This window comes from Hamadaea sp. NPDC051192 (assembly GCF_040682475.1).
GTDB classification, from domain to species: Bacteria; Actinomycetota; Actinomycetes; order Mycobacteriales; family Micromonosporaceae; genus Hamadaea; species Hamadaea flava.
On the sequence record NZ_JBFBAZ010000030.1, the window covers coordinates 40,939 to 65,796 of the forward strand.

Sequence of the window (24,858 nt, forward strand, 5' to 3'; positions counted from 1 at the left end):
GATGCGCTGGTGTCACCAGGGCGAGATCTTGATGCCCGGCGCGGCCAGCGTGTACAGCGTGGTCAGCACGGCCGCCACGGTCAGCACGGCACCCGTGACCTTGACCGCGGCGCGGTCCTTACGAAACTTGCCCATAGAGCCCTCCTTCGATGTGGCCTGTGCACATCATCGACACCTCTCGCCACGCCGTCAACGACCGTCCCGAACTCATGACGTCAGGTGGTCCAGAGCTGGAATTCGGCCAGTTGCGCGGCGGGCCAGCCGGTGTTGGCGGTGACCGTGATGCGCCAGTACCGCTGGCTGGTCGCGGTGAACGTCAGCGTCACGATGTTGTTCGACGTCGGTGAGAACGGGTAGGCCGCCGAGGTCTTCACGGTGGTGAACGTCGTTCCATCGGTCGAGGCTTGCAGGGTCAGCGTCTGGTCCCGGGCGCCCCAGGACGTGGGTAGTTGCAGCACGACTCGGCTCGCGGATTGGGCGGATCCGAGGTCGACCTGCACCCATTGTGGGAAGGCGTTGTTCGGGCCTTCCCAATAGCTGCCCTGGTTGCAGTCGGTGACGTTGCCGGAGGCGTACACGTCGTTGTGGGCGGATTCGCTGGTCGGTTTGCCGGCTGCCAGGTTCGTGCTGGTACCGCCCGCGGTGAACTGCAAGCTGTTGAGATTCCAGCCGCCCGCGTCCTGGTAGAGGGTCAGCGTCTGGGTCCCGGCCGGCAGGGTCACCTGCGCCGACGCGCTGGTCCAAGTCTGCCAACCTCCGCTCGCGGGCAGACTCACGGCCCCGGTCAGATTCACGCCGGAGGCGTTGGCCAGGTGGAGGGCGCCGGTCACGGCACTGGGTGCCGCGACTCTCAAGTTCAGCGTGTACGCCCCGGCGGTGGCGACGTTGACGGTGTACTTGAACCACTGACCGGCCGACGTCCAGCCCACGTTGTAGCCGCCGCCCGTGTCGGAGGTGGCTTCCAGGTCGACCCCGTCGGCGCGGTAGGCGTTGCTGGTGCCGTTGGTCGACGTCACGTTGTAGCCGTTGCCCTGGCCGCCGGTGTCGTAGTTCTCCGCCTGCACGGTGCCGGGCACGGGCGCCGGGGTACCGCCGTAGGGGCCGGAGGTGGTGGTGGCGGTGAAGGTCAGGCTGTTGAGGTTCCAGCCGCCGTTGTCCTGATAGACCGTCAGAGTCTGGGTCCCGGCGGGCAGCGTGACCTGGGCCGTGGCGGTGGCCCAGGTCTGCCAGCCGCCGGTGGCGGGCACTGCGACGGCGCCGCTGAGGTTGGTGTTCGAGGCGTTGGCCAGGTGGAACGCGCCGGCGACGGCACTCTGCGCGGCCACCCGGGCGGCCACCGTGTAGGTCCCGGCGGTGGCGACGTTCACGGTGTAGTGGAACCACTGGCCGCTCGACGTCCAGCCCAGGTTGTAGCCGCCGCCGGTGTCGGAGGTGGCTTCCAGATCCACGCCGTCGGCGCGGTAGGCGTTGGCGGTCCCGTTCGTCGAGTTCACGCTGTAGGCGACGCCTTGCCCACCCGTGTTGTAGTTCTCCGCCTGCAGCACGCCGGGCACTGCGCTGGGCGTACCGCCGAATGGTGCCTCGGGAGTGCCGCCGCCTTGCCAGCTGTTGCCGGACAGCGCGGCGGTGAAGCCGCCGGAGTTGTTGAGGTACGCGGTGCTCGCGCCAGTGACCGTGTTGCCGGTGATGGTCGCGGAGCCGGTGGGGGCGGGGTAGAAGGGCGCGGCGACGACGATGCCGTTGCGCCCGGGGGAGGTGACGGTGTTGTTCTGGAGCACGGTGTTGGTCGAGGTGGAGAAGCCGATGCCGTCGTAGAGCGAGTTGAGCACGGTGTTGTTGACGGCGGTCACGTGGTCGACGAGGCCGACGTTCTGGCCGTCGCCGCCGTTGCCGATGTGGAACGCCGGTTGTCCCTGGCTGTACGCGTTCCCGCCGGACCGCACGACGACATTGCCGGAGACGGTGGTGGTGGACAGGTCGTTGCCGTTGACGCCGAAGCGTCCCGCGCCCAGCCCGATGTAGCGGGCGGTGTCGGAGATGTAGTTGTTCTCGACGCGGTGGCCGCTGCCGCCGTAGATGCCGATGCCCTTGCCGCCCCAGGGGGCGATCGAGGTGTTGTTGGTGACTACCGCGTTCGACATCGGGGTGTAGTAGACGCGAGTGCCGTTGATGTCGTTGTAGTTGACGGAGTTGATCGCGATCGCGTCGTCTCCGGTGCCCCGGACGAAGTTGTCGGTGATGGTCAGGTTGTTGCCGACGGTGTTGTCCAGCGACACGTTGTTGATGTTCGCGCCGTCGGCCCAGATCGTCGTCAGCCGGCAGTTGCGGATGGTGCCGCCGGTGCCCGACGCCCAGAACCCGGACAGCGTGTGCTGGGTCCAGATCCCGTCGGCGACCCAGTTGGTCCCGGTGGTGTCCATGGTGCCGCCCGCGCCGTCGACGGTGGCGCGGCTGGTCGCGTTCGAGTCGTTGTGCAGATTCCGGATGGTGGTGGAGGTGAGGTTCCACAGGGCGGGCAACGGGGTGCTGTTCGGCAGCGGGACGTCACGGTAGATGGTGCTGTACCACATGCCCGCGCCGGCGATCGTGATGCCGGTGGCCGACAAGCCCTGGGTTCCCTTGACGTAGAACGTGCCGGCCGGGATCCACAAGGTCCGGCCCTGCGACTGCGCCTGGTCGATGCAGGTCTGGATGGCGGCCCGGCTGTCGGTGGCTGCCGGGTCGGCCGCGCCGTTGGTCGGGGCGGTGCCGGCGACCGCGCCGCAGTCGGTGATGGAGATCGAGTTCGCGGGCTGGGCGAGCGGCGACGGGTTCTCCATGTCCACCACGTCGACGTCGTAGAACGCCGCGGAGTTCGACGCGTCCTTGCGCAGCATGACGGTGCTGCCCGCGGCGATGGGCGTACCGGTGAGCAGGGCGTGCGTCTCGTCGAAGAAGACCCGGGGATTGCCGTCGGCCGGGTTCTGGCTGTTGCCGTTGTAGTTGTTGTTGCCCTCGTAGAGCCAGGTCTGCTTCGAGTTGACGGCCAGCGTCTGGCGCAGCGTCCCGTCGACGTAGAGGTTCAGCGTGCTGGTCTGGCCACCGCCACTCGTCGTGTCGGGAATGCTGATGCGTACGTTGATCGCGCTGATCGGTCCGCCGGTCGCATTGGTCCACTGCACGCCCTGGCCGGTCGCGCCGAGATGCGCGTACGCGTGGCCGGACGCTTCGAGCGTGGCACTGGAGTACTGGGTGGTCGGTGCGGCGGCCAGCGACACCGTCGTCGCGCCACCGCTGAGCGTGCCGGCTTCGGCTTCATAACTGGTGAACGGCACGGCCGCGCCGGCCGCCGCAGCCGGTCCCGCCACCGAGATCGCGGTCAGCATGCCGCTGATCAGGGTCAACGACAGTCCGGTGGCTAAGCGGGGAGAACGTCGCATGTGAGTCTCCTATGGGCCTCGGGGCACGGCGAGTCGCCCGGCCGGAACGCACGCCCCAACGGTCTGCCGAGTTCTTGCCGAGTGATGTAGAGAAATCGACGAATCTTTGTTAGGGAGATGAAACTGCATCGTCACGGTCCCGTCAAGCAGGGAGTCGAGGGATCGTCGGCCGCGCCAGATCGGGAAGCCCGGTGGGCACAGGGATGCCACGTGGCGCAATAGCCGGAACTAAGTGATTTATGCGATATTGTCGCATTTTGGCGGCAACCCCCGCAGTCGCCTTCTTTCGACGACCAAGGAGGTCTTGTTGCGCAAACCCATGCGACTGCTCGTCACGGCGCTCATCGCGGCGACCGCCTGCTCCGCTCTGGCAGCGCCGGGCACGGCGGCACCGACAGCGGGGGCGCCCCGGAGCAGCGATCCGACGTTCGGCGAAGCCGTCTTCGCCGCCACGCACGACAGCTTCTCCGGCGGCATCGGAGGCGATCGCGACGACCTGCAGTCTCAGCTGAACGCCCACGTCCGCCAGCTCGAGCTCGACGTCCACCTGGTCCACGGCCGGTTCGAGGTGGGTGACGAGTCCCCGGGGGACAAGGTGTACCACGGCGGCGGCAACCCGCGGACCAATCAGCTGACCGACTGGCTGCTCGTCGTGAAGCAGTGGTCGGACCAGAACCGGACCGCAGCGCCGATCACGCTGGTGCTCGCGACCCACAGCAATCTGAACGACGAGCAGGGCAGCAGCGCCGTCCTCGTCAACAACCTGATCTCGGTCTTCGGTCGCGGAAGGCTCGCCCTACCGGGGATCGACCGCCGGGTCTACGACTACCGCGGCAAAATCATCCCCGTGCTCTCCGGCCGGGTGGAGTCGCGTTTGGCGTACCTGCGCGACCGGGGCGTGAAGCCCGCAGTCGCGATCAACGACAGCGGCCAGGTCGTCGAGGTCCACGACTCCGGGCACGGCACGCTGTGGTTCTGGACCGGGCAGGTCCAGGGCGACTGGACCGTCACCTGGCAGACCCACGGCCGCTACGACACCGGCACCAACCCGGCCGTGGCGCTGAGCGACTCCGGTGTCCTGGTCGAGGTCCACCAGTCGCCCAGCCGGGCCGCGCTCTGGTACCGACTGGGCCACCTCGGGCCCGGTGGTCAGCTCACCTGGCAGGTTCCGAGCACCTCGCTCATGAGGGGGAGCCACCCGTCGCTGAAGTGGACCGGAGCCCGGACCGTCAGCGAGATCCATCAGGATCCGTCCGATCCGAACACTCGCATCGAACGCGTCGCGCAGGTCAGCCTCGGACAGATTTCGTGGGGTGGGTCGCAGACGACGAGCCGGCCCCGGCATCGCACCGATCAGGCCGAGAACAGTAGAGACCAGGTCATCACCGTCGATTCAGGCTACTTTCCCGCCGGGATGACGGACGTCCTGCAGTACTCCATGAGCCCGATCACCAGCGACTCGTGGCACCGCATCATCTATCCGCAGATCATGGGGACCGAGGTCGGCTACGACGATCAGAAGGACCGCGACACCTACCCGACGCTGCTGTGGAACGGGACGTTCGCCGCGATCACCGCCAACCGGGGAGTGCCGCAGACCACCTGGATGAACGACGTCAAGAACGAGCGATTGGTCCGGGTGGCGCGGTTCGCGGAAGACAGCACGGGCCTGCCGATCCCGACCTATCCGTCGACGGACTACCCGTACGCCAACTGGTACCGGCTGTATCTGTCGAACCGGCCCGGTTACGTGTACTAGATCGAGTCATCTACTGGGCCGCATCGCCGTCCGGCAGGGAGAACAGGCTTCCCGCCGGACGGCGATCCGGGCGGTTCAGTCCAGCGATGCCCCAGCCCCGCCAGTCACCGACCGGACGACCTCCTTGCGGTAGAGCCGAGGTCGCGCAGGCCGTCTGGGGTCAGTGAATGAGGTAGGGCACGACCTCGACGCTCCTGGCGATGGTGCCGGGGTTGGGCAGTGTGTGCTGGGAGTCCGTCTCGTTCGTGTATCCGTAGACCGTGCAGCCGCTCATCCGGCCGGCCTGGCCGGGCTTGTTCAGCTGATCCGCGAGCGCCTGAGCGAAGCCGAAGATCGGGTCGATCTTCGTGCCGTCGTCTTCCTCCTCGGCGCACGCCTCGATGAGCACGACGGAGGGCCGGTGGGGCAGGGCGGCCAGCATCGGGGCGATCTCATCGAAGCGCCAGCCCCACGGGTCGCGGGTCTTGCCGCTGCCGCCGATCTCGGTGTCGTTGCCGTGGCCGACGAGGCACAACGGTTCGTCGGCGCCCAGCAGGCTGAGCGCTTTCTTCAGGGCGTTGGTGGCCCGGTCCTGATCGTCGGTGACGTTGAGCTCCAGTACCCGTCCCCACAGTCCGGATTTCGAGCCGGCGCCGCTGTAGAACGTCCGGATCTTCTTGTCCTTGGTGATGATGATGAGCATCATGCCCCCTCTCGGGATCGACTGAACCCACTCCATCAGGGCAAAGCCGACTCGCCGAGACTTGTGACGATTTGCGGACTCAGGGTCACACGGCGTGCTGACGGGTACGGTCACCCGGACGAGTACGTCTGTCGCTGTAGGACGGTGTCATCGGCCGTGACAGCGGCTGGGGCACCGGCGTGTCGGCGTCTTCCGGCGGATCCGCCGCTTCTGGAGGCGAACCCCTGCGGTCAGGACGGCCGGGATTCCTCGTTGGGGAACTCGCTGGGGAAGAGGATGGGGCTGAGCAGGTAACGCGCCCGGCCTGGGGTCTGCTTGTTGCCCAGGCGGGGCACGATGGCTGCGCGCAGCTCCCGGATCATCGCGTGCAGTTCCTCCTCGTCCAGCCAGATGGCGTGCTGCTGGTACCCCACTGGGTCGGCGGCCGGGTCGGTCTTCGGCCGGTCGAGGTAGGCGTTGAACTCGGCGACGAGGGCGGCGACGGCGGCCGCGAAGCCGCGCCGGTGGTCATCGGGGGTGAACGTGCTCGCTTCGGCCGGGTCGATGCCGGCCCGCTCCCGGCGTAGCCGGTAGTGGCGTTCGACCGCACCGCGTACGCGGCGCTCTTCGGCCACCTCCAGGACTCCGCCCTCGGCCAGCAGATCGACATGACGGTAGACCATCGCCTTCGACACGTCCGGGAGCAGCGCTGCCAGCTGCGTTGTGGTGAGCAGCCGGTCGCCCCGCAGGGCGTGCACGATCCGCAGGCGTACCGGGTGGCCGAGCAGCTCCAGGGTCTCCATCCAGCAATGATCGCATAATGTGCTACCGTTCGCATGTTATGAGAATGATAGCGTCGGGCCGGGGGAGAGTTGGGATGAGGCTGGAGCCGGCGAGGATCGCCGCGCACGTTGCCGCGCTGGCTGTCGAGGGCGGCTTCGCCGACGTCGAGGCGCTGTTCGCAGCCCCGCTCCGGGCCGTCGTGTCAGCGGAGACCTTACGGACGGCCTGGATGGCCGAAGCGGCCAAGGCCGGTCCGCACCTGGCTGTCGGGGAACCAGTGACCGAGTCGGTGGACGGGCGCATTCGGGTCAGCGTGCCGGTTACCGGTGCACAGGGCGGGTTCACGCTCGTGCTGTCGGTCGACGACGCCGGCCAGGTGCAGGGCCTGCGGTTGGCGCCACCGCTAGGGCAGAGCTGGCAGGCGCCCGGTTATGCCAAGCCCGGCCGGTTCGCCGAGCGGGAGGTGGCTCTCGGTGATGTCATGGGCAGCCTGACGCTGCCGAAGTCTCCGGCCGGGCCGGCGGTCATCCTGCTCGCCGGGGCCGGGCCGTTCGACCGAGACGGCACCGCCGGACCCAACAAGCCGCTCAAGGATCTCGCCTGGGGGCTCGCCAGCCGGGGCGTCGCCGTCGTTCGCTTCGACAAGCCGGTCTTCGGCCCCGATCCGTACACGATGATGGACGAGTACGCGCCGCCCACCCGGGCCGCCCTCGACCTCTTGCGGCGGACGTCTGGTGTGGATGCCGGCCGGATCCATGTGCTGGGCCACAGCGGCGGCGGCAAGGTGGCGCCCCGGATCGCGGCCGAAGAGCCCGGGATCGCCGGCCTCGTCATGCTCGCCGCAGACGCCGCCCCGCTGCCAGCCGCCGCCGTACGCGTCGCCCGTCGCCTCGTCAGCCTCAATCCCGGCGCGGCGGGGACGGCCGACCTGCTCGCCCGCCAGGCGGCCGCCGTCCAGGACCCGGAGCTGTCGGCTGCTACTCCTGCGACCGAGCTGCTGTTCGGGTGGCCGGCGGTGTACTGGCTCGACGCGCGGGCGTATGACCAAGTCGCGACCGCGGCCGCAGTCGAGCGCCCTATCCTGGTCCTGCAGGGCGGCCGGGACTACCAAGTCACCGTCGCCGACGATCTGAGCCGCTGGCGCGCGGGGCTCGCGGGCCGGGCGGACGTGATGATCCGCGTGCTCGACGCCGACGACCACCTGTTCTTCTCCGGCAGCCGACCGTCCACACCAGAGGACTATGCGCGGCCGCAACACGTCGACCCCGAGGTCGTCGAGACCATCGTGCGCTGGCTTGCGCCGGCCCCATCCGGTCTGGTCGCCCGGCTGCGCCGCTGCCGACCTGCCGAGCCGGGCGCCGCCGAGAAGTAACGTCCGTCGGGACGCCCCGACGTCGCTGCTGTTGCGCCGCGTGGCTCAGATGGTCCGCCGAATTACGTACTCTTACGTACGCAGGCAACCACCGGTCGCTCCTACGTTCGGTGCATGGTTCATGGTGCCAACACAGTTTCGATGGGCGTCGATTCGGAGCGGCCGACCCGGGCGTACACGCTGGAAGAGGCGGTCGCCGTTTTCGTCGAGACGCGGCCGCGTCTCTTCGGCATCGCCTACCGGATGCTGGGCAGTGTGACCGAGGCCGAGGACGTGCTTCAGGAAGCTTGGGTGCGCTGGCAGCGCACCGACCGCTCGGCCATCGCCAACCCGTCGGCCTTCCTGGCGCTGACGACCACTCGCCTGTCCATCAACGTCATCCAGTCAGCGCGTTCGCGGCGGGAGACCTACTCCGGGCAATGGCTGCCGGAGCCCGTGGACACCAGTGCCGACCCCGCGCTGGGCGCGGAACGGGCGGAGGCGCTCGAGTTCGCGTGCCTGCTGCTGATGGAGAGACTCGCTCCCGCGGAACGGGCGGCCTATGTCCTTCGCGAAGCCTTCGTGTACCCGTATGAGCAGATCGCGGAGGTTCTGGAGATCAGCGCCGTGTACGCCCGCCAGCTGGTGAGCCGGGCCCGCAAGCATCTGCGGACCGCAGTGGCGGGTGGTGCGGAAAGACGCCGAGACAGGCGGCCGGTTGCGGGCCGGAGGGTCGGCCTCAGCGAGTTGCTGATGTCGTGCCGAAGTCTCCGGAACGCCGTCGAGGCGGAGGTGTAGCCGGGGCATCCGGATCCTGCCGCGAACGGTCGGTGACCTGCGTCTCTTGCCCTGGTCTTGGGCCTGATGCATGATCGTCGGCAGCAGGCAGGGGGACCGGATGGCGGGCGGAGCACGAGGACTGCGGGAGTCGCGGACACAACCGGTATCGGCCCGAGGCCTCCGGTGATCGTCGGCCGGGCGATACAGACCGGGGCGCTGACGACTCTGCTGGATGAGGCCGTCCATGACCGGGGCGGCGCGCTCGTCCTTCGGGGTGAGGCCGGCATCGGCAAGTCCGCGCTGCTCGGCGAGACCCGTGTGCGAGCCGCGGAACGCGGCATGCGCGTGCTGACCACCACCGGCGTGCAGGCCGAGGTCCACTTGCCGTACGCCGGGGTGCAGCAACTGTTTCAACGGGTGCGCCCGGACCTGGGCACTGCGGCGGGCGAGTCGCCGTTCCAGGTCGGCGTCGAGGTGCTCAGCCTGCTCTCCACGATCGACGAACCCGTTCTGCTGGCGGTCGAGGACGCGCAGTGGCTGGACCGGGCGAGCTGGGACGTGCTGGCCTTCGTCGCCCGGCGGCTGGCGGCGGATCCGGTCGCGCTCGTGATGACGGCCCGTGACAACGCTGACGTTGAGCGGCTGCTCGCCGCCGCCGCGTTGCCGCACTTGCGGCTGGAACCGCTGGAGCCGTCCGACGCCCGCGCCTTGCTCGACCAGGTCGCGCCCGAACTCTCATCGGCGCTGGCCGACCGGGTGCTCGCCGAGGCCGCGGGCAACCCGCTTGGACTGGTCGAGCTCGGCGGTATGGCCGCGCGAACCGGCCAGACCGTGTTGTCGCCGTCGTCGCTTCCGTTGAGCACCCGAGTCGAGCAGACGTTCGTGGGGCTGGTCGACCAACTGCCTGCCCAGACGCGTGCGCTGCTGCTGGTGGCAGCGCTCGATGACGGCGACGACCTCGATGAGGTGCTCGCGGCGACGGCCCGGTTCCTGGACCGGCCCGCCACGGCCGACGACGTCGAGCCGGCCGTGGCCGGTCGGCTGATCAGCGTGGACGAGCAGTACCAGGTGCGGTTCCGGCACCCGCTGATGCGTTCGGCACTGCGGCAGTCGGCGGCGGTCGCGCAGCGGCGGCGGGTGCACGCCTGCCTCGCGGAGATTGTGACCGGCCATGATCGGCGGCTATGGCATCGGGCGGCGGCGGCCGCCGGCCCCGACGAGACGCTCGCCGTGGAACTCGCCGCCGCCGCCATTCGAGCCGGCGACCGGCAGGCCGGTGCCGTCGCGCTGACCGCCATGGAGCGCGCCGCCCAGCTGAGCGAAGACCCGCAGGAGCGCGGCAGCCGACTGCTCTGGGCCGCCTGGATCGCCGGTGAGCAAGGCGACATGGATTCCGTACGCCGCCTGCTCGCCCTGCTGGAAGGGGCGGACCTGCGCCCGTCGGACTGGTTGCGGCTGACGTGGTACCCGGAGGTGTATCTGGCCGCAGGCTGGACCGGCAGTAGTCGACTGGGGATCTACACCGAGCACATCGACAGCATGCGACGTGCCGGCGACCTGGAACTCGCGCTCGGCACGATGAACAGCATCAGCCTGCGGTTCTTCTGGTCGAACCCCGACGACGACACCCGGATGCGCTACGTGCGTGTGGTGGAGCAGGTCGGCGCTCAGGTGGCCGACTGGCGAGTGCTCTTCGCGCTGGCGATGGCCGCGCCGGTCGAACGCGGGGCGTACTGCCTTGACGGGCTGGCTGCTCTGCAAGATCGGCTGGATCTGGAACCCTGGGAAGGCTGTGATATCGGCCTCGCGGTCTCGGGGCTCGGCGCGTTCGCCCTCTCCAACGCGTTTCTGACGACGAGCGCGGCCGCGCTGCGGCGGAAGGGCCGGATCGTCCCGTTGACGAACACCCTGACGAGCCTGGCCTACAACGCCGCCACCGCCGGCGACGTTCGCGCCGCCATACCGGCCGCGATCGAAGTCATCGCCCTCGCCACCGAGGTCGATCGGCCGGCGTTCGTGCTCCAGGCTCAGCTTCAGCTCGGGATGGCGGAGGCGTTGCGCGGCAACGGCAAGGCCGCTACTGAGATCGCCGAGGGAGGCGAGAAGGTGCTGCATTCGGCCGGCATGCACCCGATGCTGGCGCTGACGCAGCGTATCCGCGGGGTGGTCGCGTTCGTCGAGGGCCGGCCGGAGGAGGCGGTACAGGAGCTGCTTCGCGTGTTCGATCCAGCGGATGTGGCCTACCACCCGTATGTCCGGCTCACCCTCGTCGGTCACCTCGCCGAGGCCGCGGCTCACAGCGGCGCACTCGACGAGCTACGCGCCGTGGTGGCCGAACTGACGCCGCTCGCCACGACGAGCCGTTCGCCTGTACTCGCTGTCGGTCTCCGCTATGCCGAAGCGGTGCTGGCCGACTCAGCGGGGGCGTACGACTCGGCGCTGGCGGCAGATCTGCACGACTGGCCGTTCGAGCGGGCCCGCCTGCAGCTTGCGTACGGTGCTTGGCTGCGCCGCAAGCGCCGAGCCGCCGAGTCGAGGCCGCTGCTGCGTGCCGCGGCCGCCACGTTCGACGCGCTCGGGGCGACGCCGTGGGCCGAACGCGCGCGATCAGAGCTGCGGGCCACGGGGGAGTCGCGGCGCAAGCCGATCGACGCGATCGACTCGTTGACCCCGCAGGAACAGCAGATCGCCCGTCTCGCCGGCGACGGGTTGAGCAACCGGGAGATCGCGGAGCGGCTGTTCCTGTCGCCGCGTACGGTGACCACTCATCTCTACCGGCTGTTCCCGAAGGTCGGCGTCAAGTCGCGGGGTGAACTCGCCGCGCTGATGGTCGAAGGTCTTCGTTGACGGTAGCCGCATCCGGCGGAGGTCCCCGGTGCGCCACCGGAGACCTCCGCCGCATTCTGCTTACGCCGAGACCGCGTAGACGGCTTCGAGGATCGACTCGGTCACCGCATCGGGGGCGGAGACGCTGATCGCGTGCGAGGCGCCGGGCACCTCGCGGACGCCCTTGGCCCCGGCGCGGTCGGCCAGGAAACGGTGCAGGGCGACCGGGATGTTGAGGTCGGCGTCGCTGAAGACGAACCAGGACGGGATCGACTTCCACGCGGGCAGCTGCGACGGCAGCCCAGTGGTGAGGGCATCCTGCGTGACCGGGCGCTGTGTCGCGGACATCATCGCGGCCACCTCGGCCGACACGTCGGCGGCGAACTGGTGGTGGAACGCCTCCGGGCGGATGGCGAACTCGTTGCCGCCGGTCGAGACCGGATACGCGGCCAGCGCCGCGCCGAGGGTGCTGCCCGGGAACTTGGTGGACAGCTCGAAGGCGGTCTCGCCGTGCTCCGGTGCGAACGCGCAGACGTAGACGAGTGCGGCGACCTTGTCGTTGCCCGCGGCGGCTTCGGTGATGACCATGCCGCCGTAGGAGTGGCCGACGAGCACGACCGGCCCGTCGATGCTCGCGACGACGTCCCGCACGTACGCGGCGTCGCCCGGCAGGCTGCGCAACGGGTTCGCGACCGCGACGACGTCGAGGTCGCGGTCGGCGAGCCCTTCGACGACCCCGGTCCAGCTGGCGGACTCGGCGAACGCGCCGTGGACGAGGACGATGGTCGGCTTCTGCTCGGACATGGTAGTTCTCCTCTACTGTGGATACTCAGGTGAGTCGGGTGACGGCGGGCGCTAGTCGCGGCCGAGGGCCTTGCGCAGGACGTGGATCGCCTGCTCGATCGCGGCCGTCGAGGCGGCGGTCTCGCGTACGGGATTGAGCATCATGAAGTCGTGCAGAGTGCCGTTGTAGCGGGCGCTCGTCGTGCGTACGCCGGCCGCGGTGAGCTTGCGGGCGTAGGCTTCGCCTTCGTCGCGCAGGACGTCGTTCTCGTCCACCAGGACGAACGCCTCGGGTAGCCCGGCGAGATCTTCGACGGTCGCCCGCAACGGCGACACCGTGATGTCGCCGCGCTTGTCGTGCTCGGGCAGGTACGCGTCCCAGAACCACGCCATCGCCTTGGCGGTCAGGTGCGGTCCGTCCGCGAATTCGCGGTAGCTGCCGGTGTCTTGGCCGGCGTCGGTGACGGGGTAGTACAACGACTGGTGGACGAAGGTGACGTCGCCGCGTTGTTTGGCCAGGATCGCCTGCACCGCGGCCATGTTGCCGCCGACGGAGTCCCCGGCGACGGCCAGCCGAGCGCTGTCGAGCCCCTCGTCGGCGCCGTGCTGGGTGATCCACTGCGCGGTGGCGTACGCCTGCTCGATCGCGACCGGGTAGCGAGCCTCCGGCGATCGGTCGTACTCGACGAACACGACTGCGGCGTGCACCCCGGTGGCCAGCTCGCGGACCAGACGGTCGTGCGTACCGGCGTCGCCGAGGATCCAGCCGCCGCCGTGCACGTAGAGGATGGCCGGCAGGACCGCCTCCGCGGCGACGGGCTTGACGATGCGTACGCGCACATCGCCCACCGCCGCGGGGACGATGATCCACTTGTCGTCGATTTCCGGCATGGCGATCGGGGCCGCCTGGACGTCGTCGAGGACCTTGCGGGCCCCGTCCACCCCGAGCTCGTACAGGAACGGCGGCTGGGCGACCGCGTCGGCGAACGCCTGAGCCGCCGGTTCGAGGATGTGCTGATTCATGTGGCTGCCTTTCTGCTCCGGTGTCAGCTCAGACCGGGCAGCCGGTGGGACCGTGACAGTCGGGTGGGTGTGACGCCGTTCATGCCGCGGGTTCACGGCTGAGCTGTCACAGATCGGCGGGCTGCCCGGTCTGTTGCTGCAAATGAGTCCGGGCGGCCCGCGTGGCCGCCGACCGAGGGCGGGGTGGCGGGTGGATCAGCGGCGTTACAGCTCACGGCACGGCAAGAAGCTCCGGCTGCTGGGGCGTGCGGCCGAGCGGCAGGTCCTTGATCAGCTGATCGCGGCGGCGTGTGCGGGGGAGAGCCGGGTGTTGCTCGTGCACGGTTCGGCCGGCGTCGGGAAGTCGGCTCTGCTCGACTATCTCGAAGGCTCCGCGGCAGAGATGCGCACGCTGCGAGCGGCCGGCGTCGAATCGGAGATGGAGCTGGCGTACGCCACCTTGCATCAGTTGTGCGCACCGCTGCTGGACCGGGCGAAGAACCTGCCGGCGCCACAGGTCGCGGTCCTCGAAACGGTGTTCGGCATGCGCGAGGGGAGTCCGCCCGAACGTTTCCTGGTGGGGCTCGCGGTGCTGAGCCTGCTGTCGGAGGCGTCCGAGGGTCGGCCGCTGCTCTGCGTCATCGACGACGCGCAGTGGATGGATCGGGCATCGGCGCAGGTTCTCGGTTTCGTGGCCCGGCGGCTGCTGGCCGAGCCGGTCGCGCTGGTCTTCGGCGCCCGGGAACGGGGCCAGGAGCTGACGGGACTGCCCGAGCTGGAGGTCACCGGGTTGCGGGACGGTGACGCGCACGCCCTGCTCGACTCGGTGACCCACGCCCGGCTCGACCGGCATGTCCGGGCCCGGATCATCGCGGAGGCCGACGGCAATCCGCTCGCCCTGCTTGAGCTGCACCGCGGCCTGACCATCACCCAGTTGGGCGGCGGCTTCGGCCTGCCGCGCGCGGACACGCTGCCGGGCAAGATCGAGGAGAGTTTCCTGCATCGCATCGAGGAGATGCCGCTTGCGACCCGGTTGCTGCTGCTGATCGCCGCCGCCGAGCCGGTCGGGGATCCCGCCCTGGTGTGGCGGGCCGCCGATCGACTCGGCGTGACACCGGCGGAGGCGCTCACCGGTGGTATGGACGGTCTGCTTTCCTTCGGCGTTCGGGTCACCTTCCGCCACCCCCTCGTGCGGTCGGCCGTCTACCGTTCCGCGCCGGAAGCGGACCGGCGATCGGTTCATCTAGCGTTGGCCGAGGTGACCGACCAGCAGGCCGACCCGGATCGCCGGGCCTGGCACCTGGCGTCGGCCGCCGCCGCTCCGGACGAGCAGGTCGCCGCCGAACTCGAACGTTCGGCCCGGCGGGCCCAGTCCCGGGGTGGGCTGGCCGCGGCGGCGGCGTTCCTTCAGCGTTCGGTGGCGCTGACCGTGGACCGGGCCCGCCGGGCCGAACGCGCGGTCGCCGCGGCCGACGCCAGCCTCCGGGCGGGTGACCTCGCCGCCGCGCGGCGGTTCGTCGACATCGCGGCGCTCGACGCCCAGACCGAGTTCCTGCGCGTACGCGCACACCTGGTCCGCAGTCACATCACGATGGCGGCCGGGTTCAACAACGAGGCACCGCCGATGTTGCTGTCGGCGGCGCAGCGACTCGAACCGTACGACATGGATCTGGCGCGGGAGACCTATCTGCTGGCCTGGGGTGCTTCCTCGTTGATCGCCGCCGACGGCGACAGCCTGGTCGCCGTCTCGCAGGCGATGGGGTCGGTCCCGCCGCCGCCTGGCGTCCCGCGTCCGATCGACCTGGTGCTGTCCGGGTACGCGCTGCTGGTGACGAAGGGCCGGACAGCTGCCCTCCCCACGCTGCGGGAGGCGATGGTGGCCCTGGCGAATCCGGCCGCATACACCACGGAGGATCTGCTGAAATGGGGCTGGGTCGCCGCCGGGGTGAGCTGCGTCGTCTGGGACGACCGCGCGATGTGCCAGACCTACGCGCGGGCCGCGGAGGAGGTACGCGCGGCCGGAGCGTTGACCGAGCTGCCGATCTACCTGGCGTCGCTGGGGATTTCGAGCTTGCTGACCGGTGACTTCGCCGGCGCCGCCGCGATCGTCGCCGAGTCCGACGCCATCGCGACCGTCGCCCGGATTCCGATCGCGCAGCATACCCGGCTGCTCCTTACGGCGTTGCAGGGCAAGCAGACCGAGGCCGCGGAGCTGATCGCCGCCACGATCGACTGGGCCGGACAGGACGGCCAGCTGATGGGCGTCACCGTCGCGAACTGGGCGGCCGCTGTGCTGTACAACGGGCTCGGGCGCTACGAGCAGGCAGCCGCGGCCGCCGAGACCAGTACGCAGATCGCCGAACTGTGGGTGTCGGTGTGGGTGCTTCCGGAGATCATCGAAGCGGCGACACGGGTCGGGGACGACCAAGCGGCCCGCCGCGCCTTGGACCGCCTGGCCGAAGCAGCCGAACCATGCGACACCGATTGGGCGCAGGGAACGCTGGCCCGCTGCCGGGCACTGCTCACCGCGGGTACCCAAGCCGATCTGCTGTATCGGGAGGCGATCGAGCGGCTGGGCCGGACGTTGCTGCGTCCCGAACTCGCCCGCGCCCATCTGCTCTACGGCGAGTGGCTGAGGCGGGAGCGTCAGCGGGCCGAGGCGCGGGCTCACCTGCGCACGGCGTACGACATGTTCGTCGAAATCGGCATGGAGGCGTTCGCCGAGCGAGCGCGGCGCGAACTACTGGCCACCGGCGAGACGGTCCGCAAGCGCGCGGTCAACGCCACCGCCACCGACGAGCTGACGCCGCAGGAGGAGCAGATCGCTGTGCTGGTCCGAAACGGACTGTCCAATCCGGAGGTCGGGGCTCGGCTCTATCTGAGCCCGCGCACGGTCGAGTGGCACCTGCGCAAGATCTTCACCAAACTCGCCATCACCTCGCGCTCGCAGTTGCGTGACGTCCTGCCGCTCGGCGAGCACGAGACCGCCAGGCCCCTGGAGGCCCCGCACCAGTGAGATTCCCTGGCGCGGGCGGGTGCCTGGCCACGTGAGTCTCGTCGAGTCGGCGACGCCTCAGCGTCGTCCATGACTCGAGGAGACCACCATGTCCGAGCAGCCGCTTCAGTCCGCCGTCGCGCTCGTCACCGGGGCCACCGGCGGCGTAGGCGCCGCCACAGCCCACCGCCTGGCCCAAGAAGGCGCAGCGATCGCCCTGGCCGGTGACCGGCGCGAGCACCTTGAGCCGACGGTACGGGACGTCATTGGCGGGGGAGGCCGGGCGGCCGCGCTGGCGGCCGACCTCACCACGGCGGACGGCGCATCCGACGCCGTCCAGGAGACACTGCGCCGGTTCGGCCGGCTCGACATCCTGATCATCGCGGCCGGCCATCAGCTGATCAACACCGCGTTGCACGCCACGGTCGAGGAGTGGGACCGCATGGTCGCCGTCAACCTGACCACGGCGCTGCACATCACTCACGCCGCAGTGCCGTACCTGATCGACGCGGCCGCCACCGCCCCCCGGCAGGTGGCCGACCTCGTGATCGTCGGCTCCACGGCGGGCCGAGTCGCCCGCCCCGCGTCGAGCGCTTACAGCCTGACCCAGTTCGGGCTCGCCGGATTCACCGAATCCCTGCGGCAGGAATTGCGACCGGAAGGCGTACGGGTGGGTCAGGTGCGGCCCGGCGACGTGTCCGCCGGAGCGGCGCACGAAACCGGGGCGCTGCGGCCGGTCGACGTCGCGGATGCGATCAGCTACCTCGTGACCAGGCAACGGCAGGTGTCCGTCAACGAGATGGTGCTCCGCTCCAGCGGTCAAACCTGGTGACAGCACACACCCTGGCCCCGCCCTGGCCCGGCGTCCCCAGTGAGTTTCCCTGGATCGAACGGGCCACTGGCGATGTGACGGTGAGGAAACGCAAACGCCTGCCACCAAAGGAGAACCATGGACTGGGTTGCCACGCCGTGGACGTTCTGGCGCAGTGACGCCACGTCGCCGAGCCCGCTCGAAGACACCCATCTCGACCTCACGCTGATCCACATCGCGTACGACGTCATCGCCGCCGAGTCCCGCTGTCAGCGGTGCACCGCCGGCTTGGGGCGCCGGCTACGCATCATGCGATCGTCGGACGACTTCGACCCCTACTGGGCGGCCGTGGTCGTCGTGCGATGCCGTGGCTGGCGTCGCCATCCGCACATCGCCGTGGTGGAGGAGGACACCGACGGCGTCAGCATCGGGCCGTTCCACGGTCGTGGCCGGCACGACGCTGCGAGGAGCCGATGAGCACCTCGGCGAACACTCTCGACCACGCCGTCTCCGCCTTCGTCTCGGTCCGGCCCCGGCTGTTCGGCATCGCGTACCGGATGCTCGGCAGCGTCGCCGAAGCCGAGGACATCGTGCAGGACGCCTGGGTGCGCTGGCACAGCACCGACCACGAGGGCGTCGGCAACCCGGCGGCCTTCCTCGCCTTGACCACGACCCGGCTGTCGATCAACGTCGCCCAGTCCGCCCGGTCGCGTCGCGAGACCTACGTCGGCACCTGGCTGCCCGAACCCGTCGACACCGAGGCCGACCCGGCACTCGGAGCCGAACGCGCCGAGGCCCTGGAAATCGCCTGTCTGCTGCTCCTGGAACGACTGAGCCCGGTCGAGCGGGCCGCCTACGTTCTGCGGGAGGCCTTCGGCTACCCGTACGACCAGATCGCAGACATCCTGCAGGTCACCGAGGTGTACGCGCGCAAGCTCGTGAGCCGGGCCGGCCGGCGGCTGAGCGGCGGCCGCCCGAACCCCATCGACAAGCTCGAACATCGGCGGTTTCTGGTCCGGTTCCGGGCCGCCGCGCAGACCGGCGACGTCACCGCGCTGGAAGACCACCTCGCTGCCGCCGCCACCCGAACGCCTAGGAGAACGCGATGACCGACACCTTCCTGCCCGCTGCCCGTGAACACCGATCGCTGCGCCGGCAGCTGGCCCGCCAGCGACGGATCAGCCACGTCCTGCAGCACGCGATCCAGCCGACACCCGACCTGATCACCGACCTCGGCGGGCTGCGGATCGCCGTGCGCTGCCGGGCCGGCGACCCGCAAGTCCACATAGGCGGCGACTGGTACCTCGTCACGCAGCTGCCCGACGGCGATGTCGTGCTCGCCGTCGGCGACGTCGAGGGGCACGGCCTGCCCGCCGTCGAATCCATGATCGGCCTGCGCTACGCCATGGCGGCGTACGCGGCCGCCGGTGAACCGCCGGCGGTGGTGCTGGCGAAACTGAACAACCTGCTGTGCCAGGCGGCCGGCTCGGTCACCGCGACCGCCGTCATCGCGCAGTACCGGCCGAGCGTGGGCCGGCTGGTCTGGGCACGGGCGGGACATCCACCGGCCCTGCTGTCCGACCATCGGCGAGGGGTGCGGCTGCCCAACCCGCGCGGGCCGTTGCTCGGCATGTTCGCGCGACCGCCGTACGAGCAGGAGGTGCGTGTCCTGCGGCCGGGTCAGTCGCTCGTCCTCTACACCGACGGCATGATTCGGCGAGGCAGCTTCGATGACGGCATCAGCCAACTCGCCGACCGGATCGCGGGCATCCATCATCCGGCGGCCCTGCTCGACCGGCTCGACTTCAGCGCCGCGGCGGGCGACGACGCCTGCGTGCTCGTCGCTCAGCGGACAGAGTGATCAGTGGGGCCGGGCCAGCGGCCCGGCCCCACTGATGGGACGCGGCAGAATCAGCGGGTCTGGTCGGTGGGCCGGATGAGGATCTCGTTGACCGCCACGTGCTCCGGCTGGGCGAGCGCGTAGAGGATCGCACCGGCGATGTCCTCGGGCCGCAAGGTCCGCATCGACCGAGCCATGTCCTGCGCCAGGGAACGAATGGCCTGATCGGTGATGTGATCGGCCAGTTCCGTCGCGACGAATCCCGGTTCCACGACGATGACCCGGACGCCCTGAGCGGTGACCTCCTGCCGCAGCGCTTCCGAGAAAGCGGTGATCCCGAACTTGGTCGCCGCGTACACCGCGCTGGCGGCCGAGGCCGTACGCCCGGAGGTCGAGGAGATCTGGACGACGGCGCCCCTGGTCTCCACCAGGTGCGGAAGCGCGGCGTGGACGGCGAACATGGAGCCCAGCAGGTTGGTCTCGACCATCCGGATCCACTCGGTCGTGTCGGCGCCCAGGATCGGGCCACTGAGCATGACTCCCGCGTTGTTCACGAGCACGTCGAGCCGGCCGAACCGGGCGAGGGTGGCCGCGACGGCCGCCTCGACCGACGGCTGGTCGGTGACGTCCAGGTCGAGGGCGAGCATCTCGCCGGACGCGTCGTCCACGAGGGACCGGAGCCGGTCGGTGCGCCGCGCTCCGACGGCGACCCGAGCGCCCGCTTTCGACAGGGCGAGCGCCGTGGCCTCGCCGATGCCGGACGACGCCCCGGTGACGAGGACGACCTTCTCGGTCAGATTGGTGGTCACTTCTCCTCCACGATGTTCTCGATGTGCTGGACTGCCGGATCGACACGCCTCATCGCGTCGCCCGCGCGGCTTCGAAGACCTCCCGGACGGCGTCGGCGAACTCCTCGGGCGCTTCCTGCGGGAGGTTGTGGCCCGCGTCGCGTACCTGGTGATGTGCGCGCGGGCCGACGAAATGCGCGGCGCCAGGGGTGCCGTCGGTCGCCGGGAAGTTCCCGTCGGCGGTGCCGTCGAGGGTGACCGCCGGCACGGTGATCGCCGGAGCGAGCGCGAGAGTGGCTTCGGCCGCGGCGTACGCGGGCGCGCCTGCGGCCTGTCCCAGCCGGTGACGGTAGGAGTGGATGACGACGTCGACGTAGTCCGGGTTGTCGAACGCCTTGGCCGCCCGGTCGAGGTCGGCCGGAGTGAAGTCCCACTTCGGCGAGTTGTGCCGCCAGATCACCTCGGCGACCGCACGGCGATTCGCGGTGAGCCCGGCGCGGCCGCGCTCGGTCAGGAAGTAGAAGAAATACCAGAATCCCGCCTCCAGCTCGGGCGGAAGCGGGCGCGTCGCGACGCTGATGTCCTGGATGAGGTAGCTGTTGACCGAGACCAGGCCGGTGACCCTTTCCGGATGCAACGCCGCCGCCACGCAGGCCGCTCGACCACCCCAGTCGAATCCGGCCAGGATCGCGTGCGGCATCGCCAGAGCGTCCAGCAGCGCGATCACATCGGCGCCCAGGGCGGCCTGCTGACCGGACCTGACGGTGTCCGGCCGCCGGAACCGCGTCAGGCCGTGCCCACGCAGATAAGGCACCACGACTCGATAACCGGACGTGGCCAGCGAATCGGACACCTCGACGTAGCTGTGGATGTCGTACGGGAACCCGTGCAGCAGGAGCACGGGCTGGCCGTCGGCGGGGCCGGCTTCATGGCAGGCCACCTCAAGCTCATCGGTGACGACGGACCGGGTGGGCAGGTCCCTCATGCGGCTTCTCCTCGTCTGTTCACGCGGGGCGGGTCCGATCCCATGCCACCGCTGCCAGCCAGCTAAGACCGGCCAGCCCAGACGGCTGTGACAACGGACCATGCCCAGCCGGCGCCACGAAATCCGTCGGTCTGGACCTGTCACAGCTAGGGCGACTCCCCGGTCATAGCTGGTTGATCGGGGAGACCGAGTCCCCGGCGGTTCGCTTTGAACAGAAAGGCCCTCTCATGAAGATCGTGGTTATCGGCGGTACCGGACTGATCGGCTCGAAAGTCGTGACGAAACTAGGGCAGCTCGGCCACGAAGCCGTCGCGGCGTCCCCGAACACCGGCGTGAACACGCTGACCGGCGAAGGGCTGGCCGACGCGGTGGCCAACGCCTCGGTCGTCGTCGACGTGTCGAACTCGCCCTCGTTCGAGGACGCGGCGGTCCTGGAATTCTTCCAGAAGTCCACCGGAAACATCCTCGCCGCTGAAGCGGCCGCCGGGGTGGGTCACCACGTCGCGTTGTCGGTCGTGGGCACCGAACGGCTGCCGGACAGCGGCTACTTCCGGGCCAAGACCGCGCAGGAAGAGCTGATCGCCCAGTCGGCGATCCCGTTCTCGCTCGTGCACGCCACGCAGTTCTTCGAGTTCGCCCACGGCATCGCCGACTCCGCGACCGACGGCGACCAGGTACGCCTGGCGCCGGTGCTCTTCCAGCCGATCGCGGGCGAGGAGGTCGCCGAGGCGGTCACCCGCGTCGCGACGGGCGCACCGCTGAACGGGCGTACCGAGGTCGCCGGCCCGGAGCGGCTCCGGATGGACGACTTCTTCCAGCAGGCGCTGAGGAGTTGGGGGGATACGCGTCAGGTCGTCACCGATCCGCACGCACGCTATTTCGGTGCCGAGCTGTCGGAGCGCTCCCTGGTGCCCGATGACGGCGCGGCGCTCGGCCACCTCACCTACGCCGACTGGCTCGCGGACGGTGGGAAGCGATGAGCGACTCGTTGCACGACCTGGAGATCCAGGTGGCGGCGGAATTGGCCCTGCAGGCTAGGAGTCATCCCGAGGACGCCCTGAACCGGCCGGTCACCGAATGGCAGTTCGACCCGGCCGACGCCCAGCGTGAACAGGTCGGCCTGCGCAGTCTGCTGGGCGCGATCGAAGCACTGGAACGCGACGCGCCACGCGCCGACGCCGTCGATTCCGGGCTCGACACGTGAAAGAGACACCGGTGCGAACCCCCGCACGCATCACCACGCTCGACGATCTGCGCGTACATCTGCAATGGGCCATCGAGCTGGAACACGCGACCTTGCCGCCCTACCTGTGTGCCCTCTACTCGCTGGACGCGACCCGGAACCCGGCCGCGGCCGAGGTCATCAGCAGCGTCTTCGCCGAGGAGATGCTGCACCTGGCGTTGGCCGCCAACCTGCTCAACGCGGTCGGCGGCCGACCCCGGCTCGACACCCCGGAGCTGCTGCCGCCACACCCCCGGCGACTGCCGCACAGCGATCCATCGCTGGAACTGGCCCTGCTGCCGTTCGGCCCGCAGGCGCTGGACATGTTCCTGCGCATCGAACAGCCGGCGCCACCCGGCGCCCCGGCCGAAGGCGACCGCTACGAGACGATCGGCCAGTTCTACGCCGCGATCGAGCAAGGCCTGCGCGACCTGTGTGACCGGCTCGGGGAGCACGCGGTGTTCACCGGCGATCCGGCCCGGCAGGTGACCGGCGGGTTCCGGCACACCGCCGGTCGGCTACCCGCGATCCAGGACCTGGCCGGCGCCTTGGCCGCCGTGGCGGAGATCGTCGAACAGGGCGAGGGAACGTCGCGAGGCGAAGTCTGGGACGGCGACCAGGACGTCTTCCATCCGGATCGCGACGAGGTCGCGCACTACTACCGCTTTCAGGAACTCAAGGCGGGCCGCCGCTACCAGCGCGGCGACACCGCGGCCTCGGGCCCCACCGGCGAGGCGATCACCGTCGACTTCACCGCGGTTCGTCCGATGCGGCCCAACCCACGGCTGACCGACCACCCGCTGGGCAGCCCGGTCCGCGTCGCGCAGGACAAGTTCAACCACACCTACGGCACCGTCCTTCACCTGCTGGACGAGACCTTCAACGGCAGCCCGGCGTTGCTCACCGTCGCCATCGCAAGCATGTTCCAGCTCAAGGCCCAAGCCCAGGATCTTATGGGTACGCCTGACGGCAGCGGCGCCTCGGCTGGGCCGACGTTCGACTACGTGCCGCCCGAACAGCGGGCCTGGCACGCCGGGGGAGGGCGACGCATCGTCGCGCTCCCCAACGGCCCCTACCTCCTCTACGGAGGGATCCCCCTGCGGCGCAAGACGAAGATCGTATCGGCCGAAGGTAAGGCGGTGACCTGGAAAACCGGCGAACCACTGCCCACCGAGGACACCTACGCCCTGTGCCGCTGCGGTCAATCGAGCAACAAGCCGTTCTGCGACGGCACGCACGTCCGGATCGGCTTCGACGGCTCCGACGCCGCCCCGCTGAAACCGTACCGAGAGCTGCAACACGTGCACGACGGCGTAGGCGTGTCGGCGCAACGCGTCGGCGAGCTGTGCATCCACGCCGCGTTCTGCTTCGGGCGTACGCGGCCGATCGCCAAGATGCTCGACGACTCCCAGGACAGCGACGTGCGCTCGGACATCATGAGCCGGATCGACCACTGCCCGTCCGGGTCCTACTCGTACGCGTTGGAACGGGGCGGCGAGACGATCGAGGTCGACCTCCCGCCCGCGGTGTCGATCCTGGAGGAAGAGGACGGGCTCGCAAGTGCGCTGTGGGTCACCGGCGCGGTCGCGGTGCTGCGTACGGATGGCACCCCGATCGAGACGCGGAACCGCGTGACGCTGTGCCGATGCGGACGATCGGCGAACAAGCCGCTCTGCGACGGGACCCACCGGGCGATCGGTTTCCGGGAGGAGGCACCCGAGCAGTGACCATCCCAACGACCGCGACCTGGATGAGGTCACGTGATCCCGTGGCGACGTGAGGACGTCGACTGTGCTCGATCCTGACGCTGAGCACACTACGTCTCTGGCGCAGGTGCTCGACGAACGTCGGCACCTGATGGCCTTGGCGGCGCGAATCGGTTCGCCGGAGACGGCAGACCGCATCGTCGCCGAGGCCTACCGCCGTTGGTACCTGCTCGTTCCCGCGGAACGTGCCGCTGTCGCACAGCCCGATTCCTGGCTGAGCGCCGCCGTCGAAACCATCGGCCGGGGCGTGACGTCCGGCCCAGCGATCGACACCCAGCCGGCATCGGCGCGCCGGGCCCCCGCGGCCTTCGTGGTGCCCCGCCACGAGGACCCCTCCGACGTGGTCACCCAGCACTTCGCGGCGGCGTGCGAAGGCGGCGACTCGGCGGCACTTCGGCGCGCGCTGGCGGCCGAGGCGGTCCTCATCGTCGACGGCGGCGGCAAGCTGCGAGTTCCCGTCGACCCCGTCCACGGAGCGGAGCGAATAGCCGGGTTCCTCACGGCCTTCCTGGGCGGACGACCCCGCGTCCTCGTGGCGGCCGGAGCTGTGAACGGGCGCGCGGGCCTGGTTCTGCGCCTGGCGGGCCACGTGGTGGGAGTAGCCAGCCTGACCGTCGCCGCCGGACGAGTGCATGTCGTGTGGCTCGTGGTCAATCCCGACAAGCTCCGCGGTTGGCAGTGATCTCGAAGCATCGATCCCGGCTTTCTCGCCTCGACGTCCATCGCGTCATGCGCAGTCGAACAGTTGACGGCCCATATATGCCAGGTGAACATCCCGATCCAGAGTGCACATGCCGGATCGAGCAAGCGTTGCGGATCCCGCAATAGGAGGCGTATGCGAATATCTCTGGCTTGGTGAGACGGCTGGGCTCCGCCACGTAGGTCATGGTGACCATCGGCCGTACCGCATCGGCGACCTGCGCCTCGAATGGCTCTTCGTTCCTGTTCAGGGTCAGCGTTCGATGCAAGACTGATGGCCTCCTGACGTCGCCTCGGTACAAGTACAAATACGGCGCGTGGAAGAACCCGGACGGTCTTTCTAAGGTCACCTGTGATTCAGGTTGGTGGATCGTCTGGACCGGGATGA

21 protein-coding genes are annotated in these 24,858 nt (G+C 69.6%); 13 read left to right on the forward strand and 8 right to left on the reverse strand.

Annotated elements, in window-relative coordinates; all coding sequences use genetic code 11:
• Positions 1-12: 12 nt before the first annotated feature.
• Positions 13-135 (reverse strand): hypothetical protein, encoded by a 123-nt coding sequence (locus AB0M47_RS15645; protein ID WP_363413303.1) that lies wholly within the window; start codon positions 133-135, stop codon positions 13-15.
• 80 nt (positions 136-215) lie between these two features.
• The gene (locus tag AB0M47_RS15650; RefSeq protein WP_363413306.1) at positions 216-3,419 is read right to left on the reverse strand and encodes a carbohydrate-binding protein; all 3,204 of its coding nucleotides are present in this window, start codon (positions 3,417-3,419) and stop codon (positions 216-218) included.
• Between the two features lie 307 nt (positions 3,420-3,726).
• Here AB0M47_RS15650 and AB0M47_RS15655 point away from each other — a divergent pair, with 307 nt between their 5' ends.
• The gene (locus tag AB0M47_RS15655) at positions 3,727-5,178 is read left to right on the forward strand and encodes a hypothetical protein (protein ID WP_363413308.1); all 1,452 of its coding nucleotides are present in this window, start codon (positions 3,727-3,729) and stop codon (positions 5,176-5,178) included.
• Positions 5,179-5,338: 160 nt separating this feature from the next.
• On the opposite strand, the gene AB0M47_RS15660 is transcribed toward AB0M47_RS15655, so the two are convergent.
• Both AB0M47_RS15660 and AB0M47_RS15665 read right to left on the reverse strand, forming a co-directional pair.
• On the reverse strand, positions 5,339-5,863 hold the full coding sequence (locus tag AB0M47_RS15660) for a hypothetical protein (protein ID WP_363413311.1): 525 nt from the start codon (positions 5,861-5,863) through the stop codon (positions 5,339-5,341).
• 227 nt (positions 5,864-6,090) lie between these two features.
• A complete protein-coding gene (locus AB0M47_RS15665) occupies positions 6,091-6,642 on the reverse strand; it encodes a helix-turn-helix domain-containing protein (RefSeq protein ID WP_363413314.1) in 552 nt (183 codons plus the stop codon).
• A gap of 74 nt (positions 6,643-6,716) precedes the next feature.
• On the opposite strand from AB0M47_RS15665, the gene AB0M47_RS15670 reads away from it, so the two are divergent.
• From AB0M47_RS15670 to AB0M47_RS15680, 3 genes are all read left to right on the forward strand, one after another.
• The gene (locus tag AB0M47_RS15670; protein WP_363413316.1) at positions 6,717-7,994 is read left to right on the forward strand and encodes an alpha/beta hydrolase; all 1,278 of its coding nucleotides are present in this window, start codon (positions 6,717-6,719) and stop codon (positions 7,992-7,994) included.
• A gap of 141 nt (positions 7,995-8,135) precedes the next feature.
• On the forward strand, positions 8,136-8,771 hold the full coding sequence (locus AB0M47_RS15675; protein ID WP_363413319.1) for a sigma-70 family RNA polymerase sigma factor: 636 nt from the start codon (positions 8,136-8,138) through the stop codon (positions 8,769-8,771).
• A gap of 165 nt (positions 8,772-8,936) precedes the next feature.
• On the forward strand, positions 8,937-11,600 hold the full coding sequence (locus AB0M47_RS15680) for an AAA family ATPase (RefSeq protein ID WP_363413322.1): 2,664 nt from the start codon (positions 8,937-8,939) through the stop codon (positions 11,598-11,600).
• A 60-nt stretch (positions 11,601-11,660) separates the two neighbouring features.
• Here AB0M47_RS15680 and AB0M47_RS15685 read toward each other — a convergent pair whose 3' ends face one another.
• Together AB0M47_RS15685 and AB0M47_RS15690 are read right to left on the reverse strand one after the other, a co-directional pair.
• Positions 11,661-12,383 carry an alpha/beta hydrolase gene (locus AB0M47_RS15685; RefSeq protein ID WP_363413325.1) on the reverse strand — a complete coding sequence of 241 codons (723 nt, stop codon included), beginning with the start codon at positions 12,381-12,383 and terminating at the stop codon, positions 11,661-11,663.
• A gap of 51 nt (positions 12,384-12,434) precedes the next feature.
• Positions 12,435-13,385: an alpha/beta hydrolase gene (locus tag AB0M47_RS15690; RefSeq protein ID WP_363413328.1), complete on the reverse strand. Its 951-nt coding sequence runs from the start codon at positions 13,383-13,385 to the stop codon at positions 12,435-12,437.
• 190 nt (positions 13,386-13,575) lie between these two features.
• Here AB0M47_RS15690 and AB0M47_RS15695 point away from each other — a divergent pair, with 190 nt between their 5' ends.
• The 5 genes from AB0M47_RS15695 (at position 13,576) to AB0M47_RS15715 (ending at position 19,031) form a co-directional block, all read left to right on the forward strand.
• Positions 13,576-16,380, forward strand: coding sequence for an AAA family ATPase (locus AB0M47_RS15695; RefSeq protein ID WP_363413331.1), 2,805 nt, complete (start codon positions 13,576-13,578; stop codon positions 16,378-16,380).
• 88 nt (positions 16,381-16,468) lie between these two features.
• Positions 16,469-17,191, forward strand: a complete 723-nt coding sequence (locus AB0M47_RS15700) for an SDR family NAD(P)-dependent oxidoreductase (protein ID WP_363413334.1) — start codon at positions 16,469-16,471, stop codon at positions 17,189-17,191.
• A 117-nt stretch (positions 17,192-17,308) separates the two neighbouring features.
• Positions 17,309-17,647, forward strand: a complete 339-nt coding sequence (locus AB0M47_RS15705) for a hypothetical protein (RefSeq protein ID WP_363413337.1) — start codon at positions 17,309-17,311, stop codon at positions 17,645-17,647.
• Positions 17,644-18,279 carry a sigma-70 family RNA polymerase sigma factor gene (locus AB0M47_RS15710; protein WP_363413340.1) on the forward strand — a complete coding sequence of 212 codons (636 nt, stop codon included), beginning with the start codon at positions 17,644-17,646 and terminating at the stop codon, positions 18,277-18,279. Before AB0M47_RS15705 ends, AB0M47_RS15710 begins: the two co-directional genes overlap by 4 nt.
• Complete coding sequence (locus tag AB0M47_RS15715; protein WP_363413342.1) at positions 18,276-19,031, forward strand: PP2C family protein-serine/threonine phosphatase; 756 nt, start codon at positions 18,276-18,278, stop codon at positions 19,029-19,031. Before AB0M47_RS15710 ends, AB0M47_RS15715 begins: the two co-directional genes overlap by 4 nt.
• Before the next feature lie 50 nt (positions 19,032-19,081).
• Here AB0M47_RS15715 and AB0M47_RS15720 read toward each other — a convergent pair whose 3' ends face one another.
• Entirely contained in the window at positions 19,082-19,819 is a 738-nt protein-coding gene (locus tag AB0M47_RS15720) for an SDR family NAD(P)-dependent oxidoreductase (RefSeq protein ID WP_363413345.1), read from the reverse strand.
• A 49-nt stretch (positions 19,820-19,868) separates the two neighbouring features.
• Positions 19,869-20,783 (reverse strand): alpha/beta hydrolase, encoded by a 915-nt coding sequence (locus AB0M47_RS15725; protein ID WP_363413348.1) that lies wholly within the window; start codon positions 20,781-20,783, stop codon positions 19,869-19,871.
• Between the two features lie 227 nt (positions 20,784-21,010).
• Between AB0M47_RS15725 and AB0M47_RS15730 the strand changes: the two genes are divergently transcribed.
• From AB0M47_RS15730 to AB0M47_RS15745, 4 genes are read left to right on the forward strand one after another with little or no spacing between them, the layout of a single operon-like run.
• Positions 21,011-21,763, forward strand: coding sequence for an SDR family oxidoreductase (locus AB0M47_RS15730; RefSeq protein WP_363413351.1), 753 nt, complete (start codon positions 21,011-21,013; stop codon positions 21,761-21,763).
• A complete protein-coding gene (locus AB0M47_RS15735) occupies positions 21,760-21,987 on the forward strand; it encodes a hypothetical protein (protein ID WP_363413354.1) in 228 nt (75 codons plus the stop codon). Before AB0M47_RS15730 ends, AB0M47_RS15735 begins: the two co-directional genes overlap by 4 nt.
• 11 nt (positions 21,988-21,998) lie before the next feature.
• The gene (locus AB0M47_RS15740) at positions 21,999-23,732 is read left to right on the forward strand and encodes a ferritin-like domain-containing protein (protein WP_363413356.1); all 1,734 of its coding nucleotides are present in this window, start codon (positions 21,999-22,001) and stop codon (positions 23,730-23,732) included.
• A gap of 49 nt (positions 23,733-23,781) precedes the next feature.
• Positions 23,782-24,453 carry a hypothetical protein gene (locus AB0M47_RS15745; RefSeq protein ID WP_363413359.1) on the forward strand — a complete coding sequence of 224 codons (672 nt, stop codon included), beginning with the start codon at positions 23,782-23,784 and terminating at the stop codon, positions 24,451-24,453.
• Positions 24,454-24,858 lie beyond the last annotated feature (405 nt).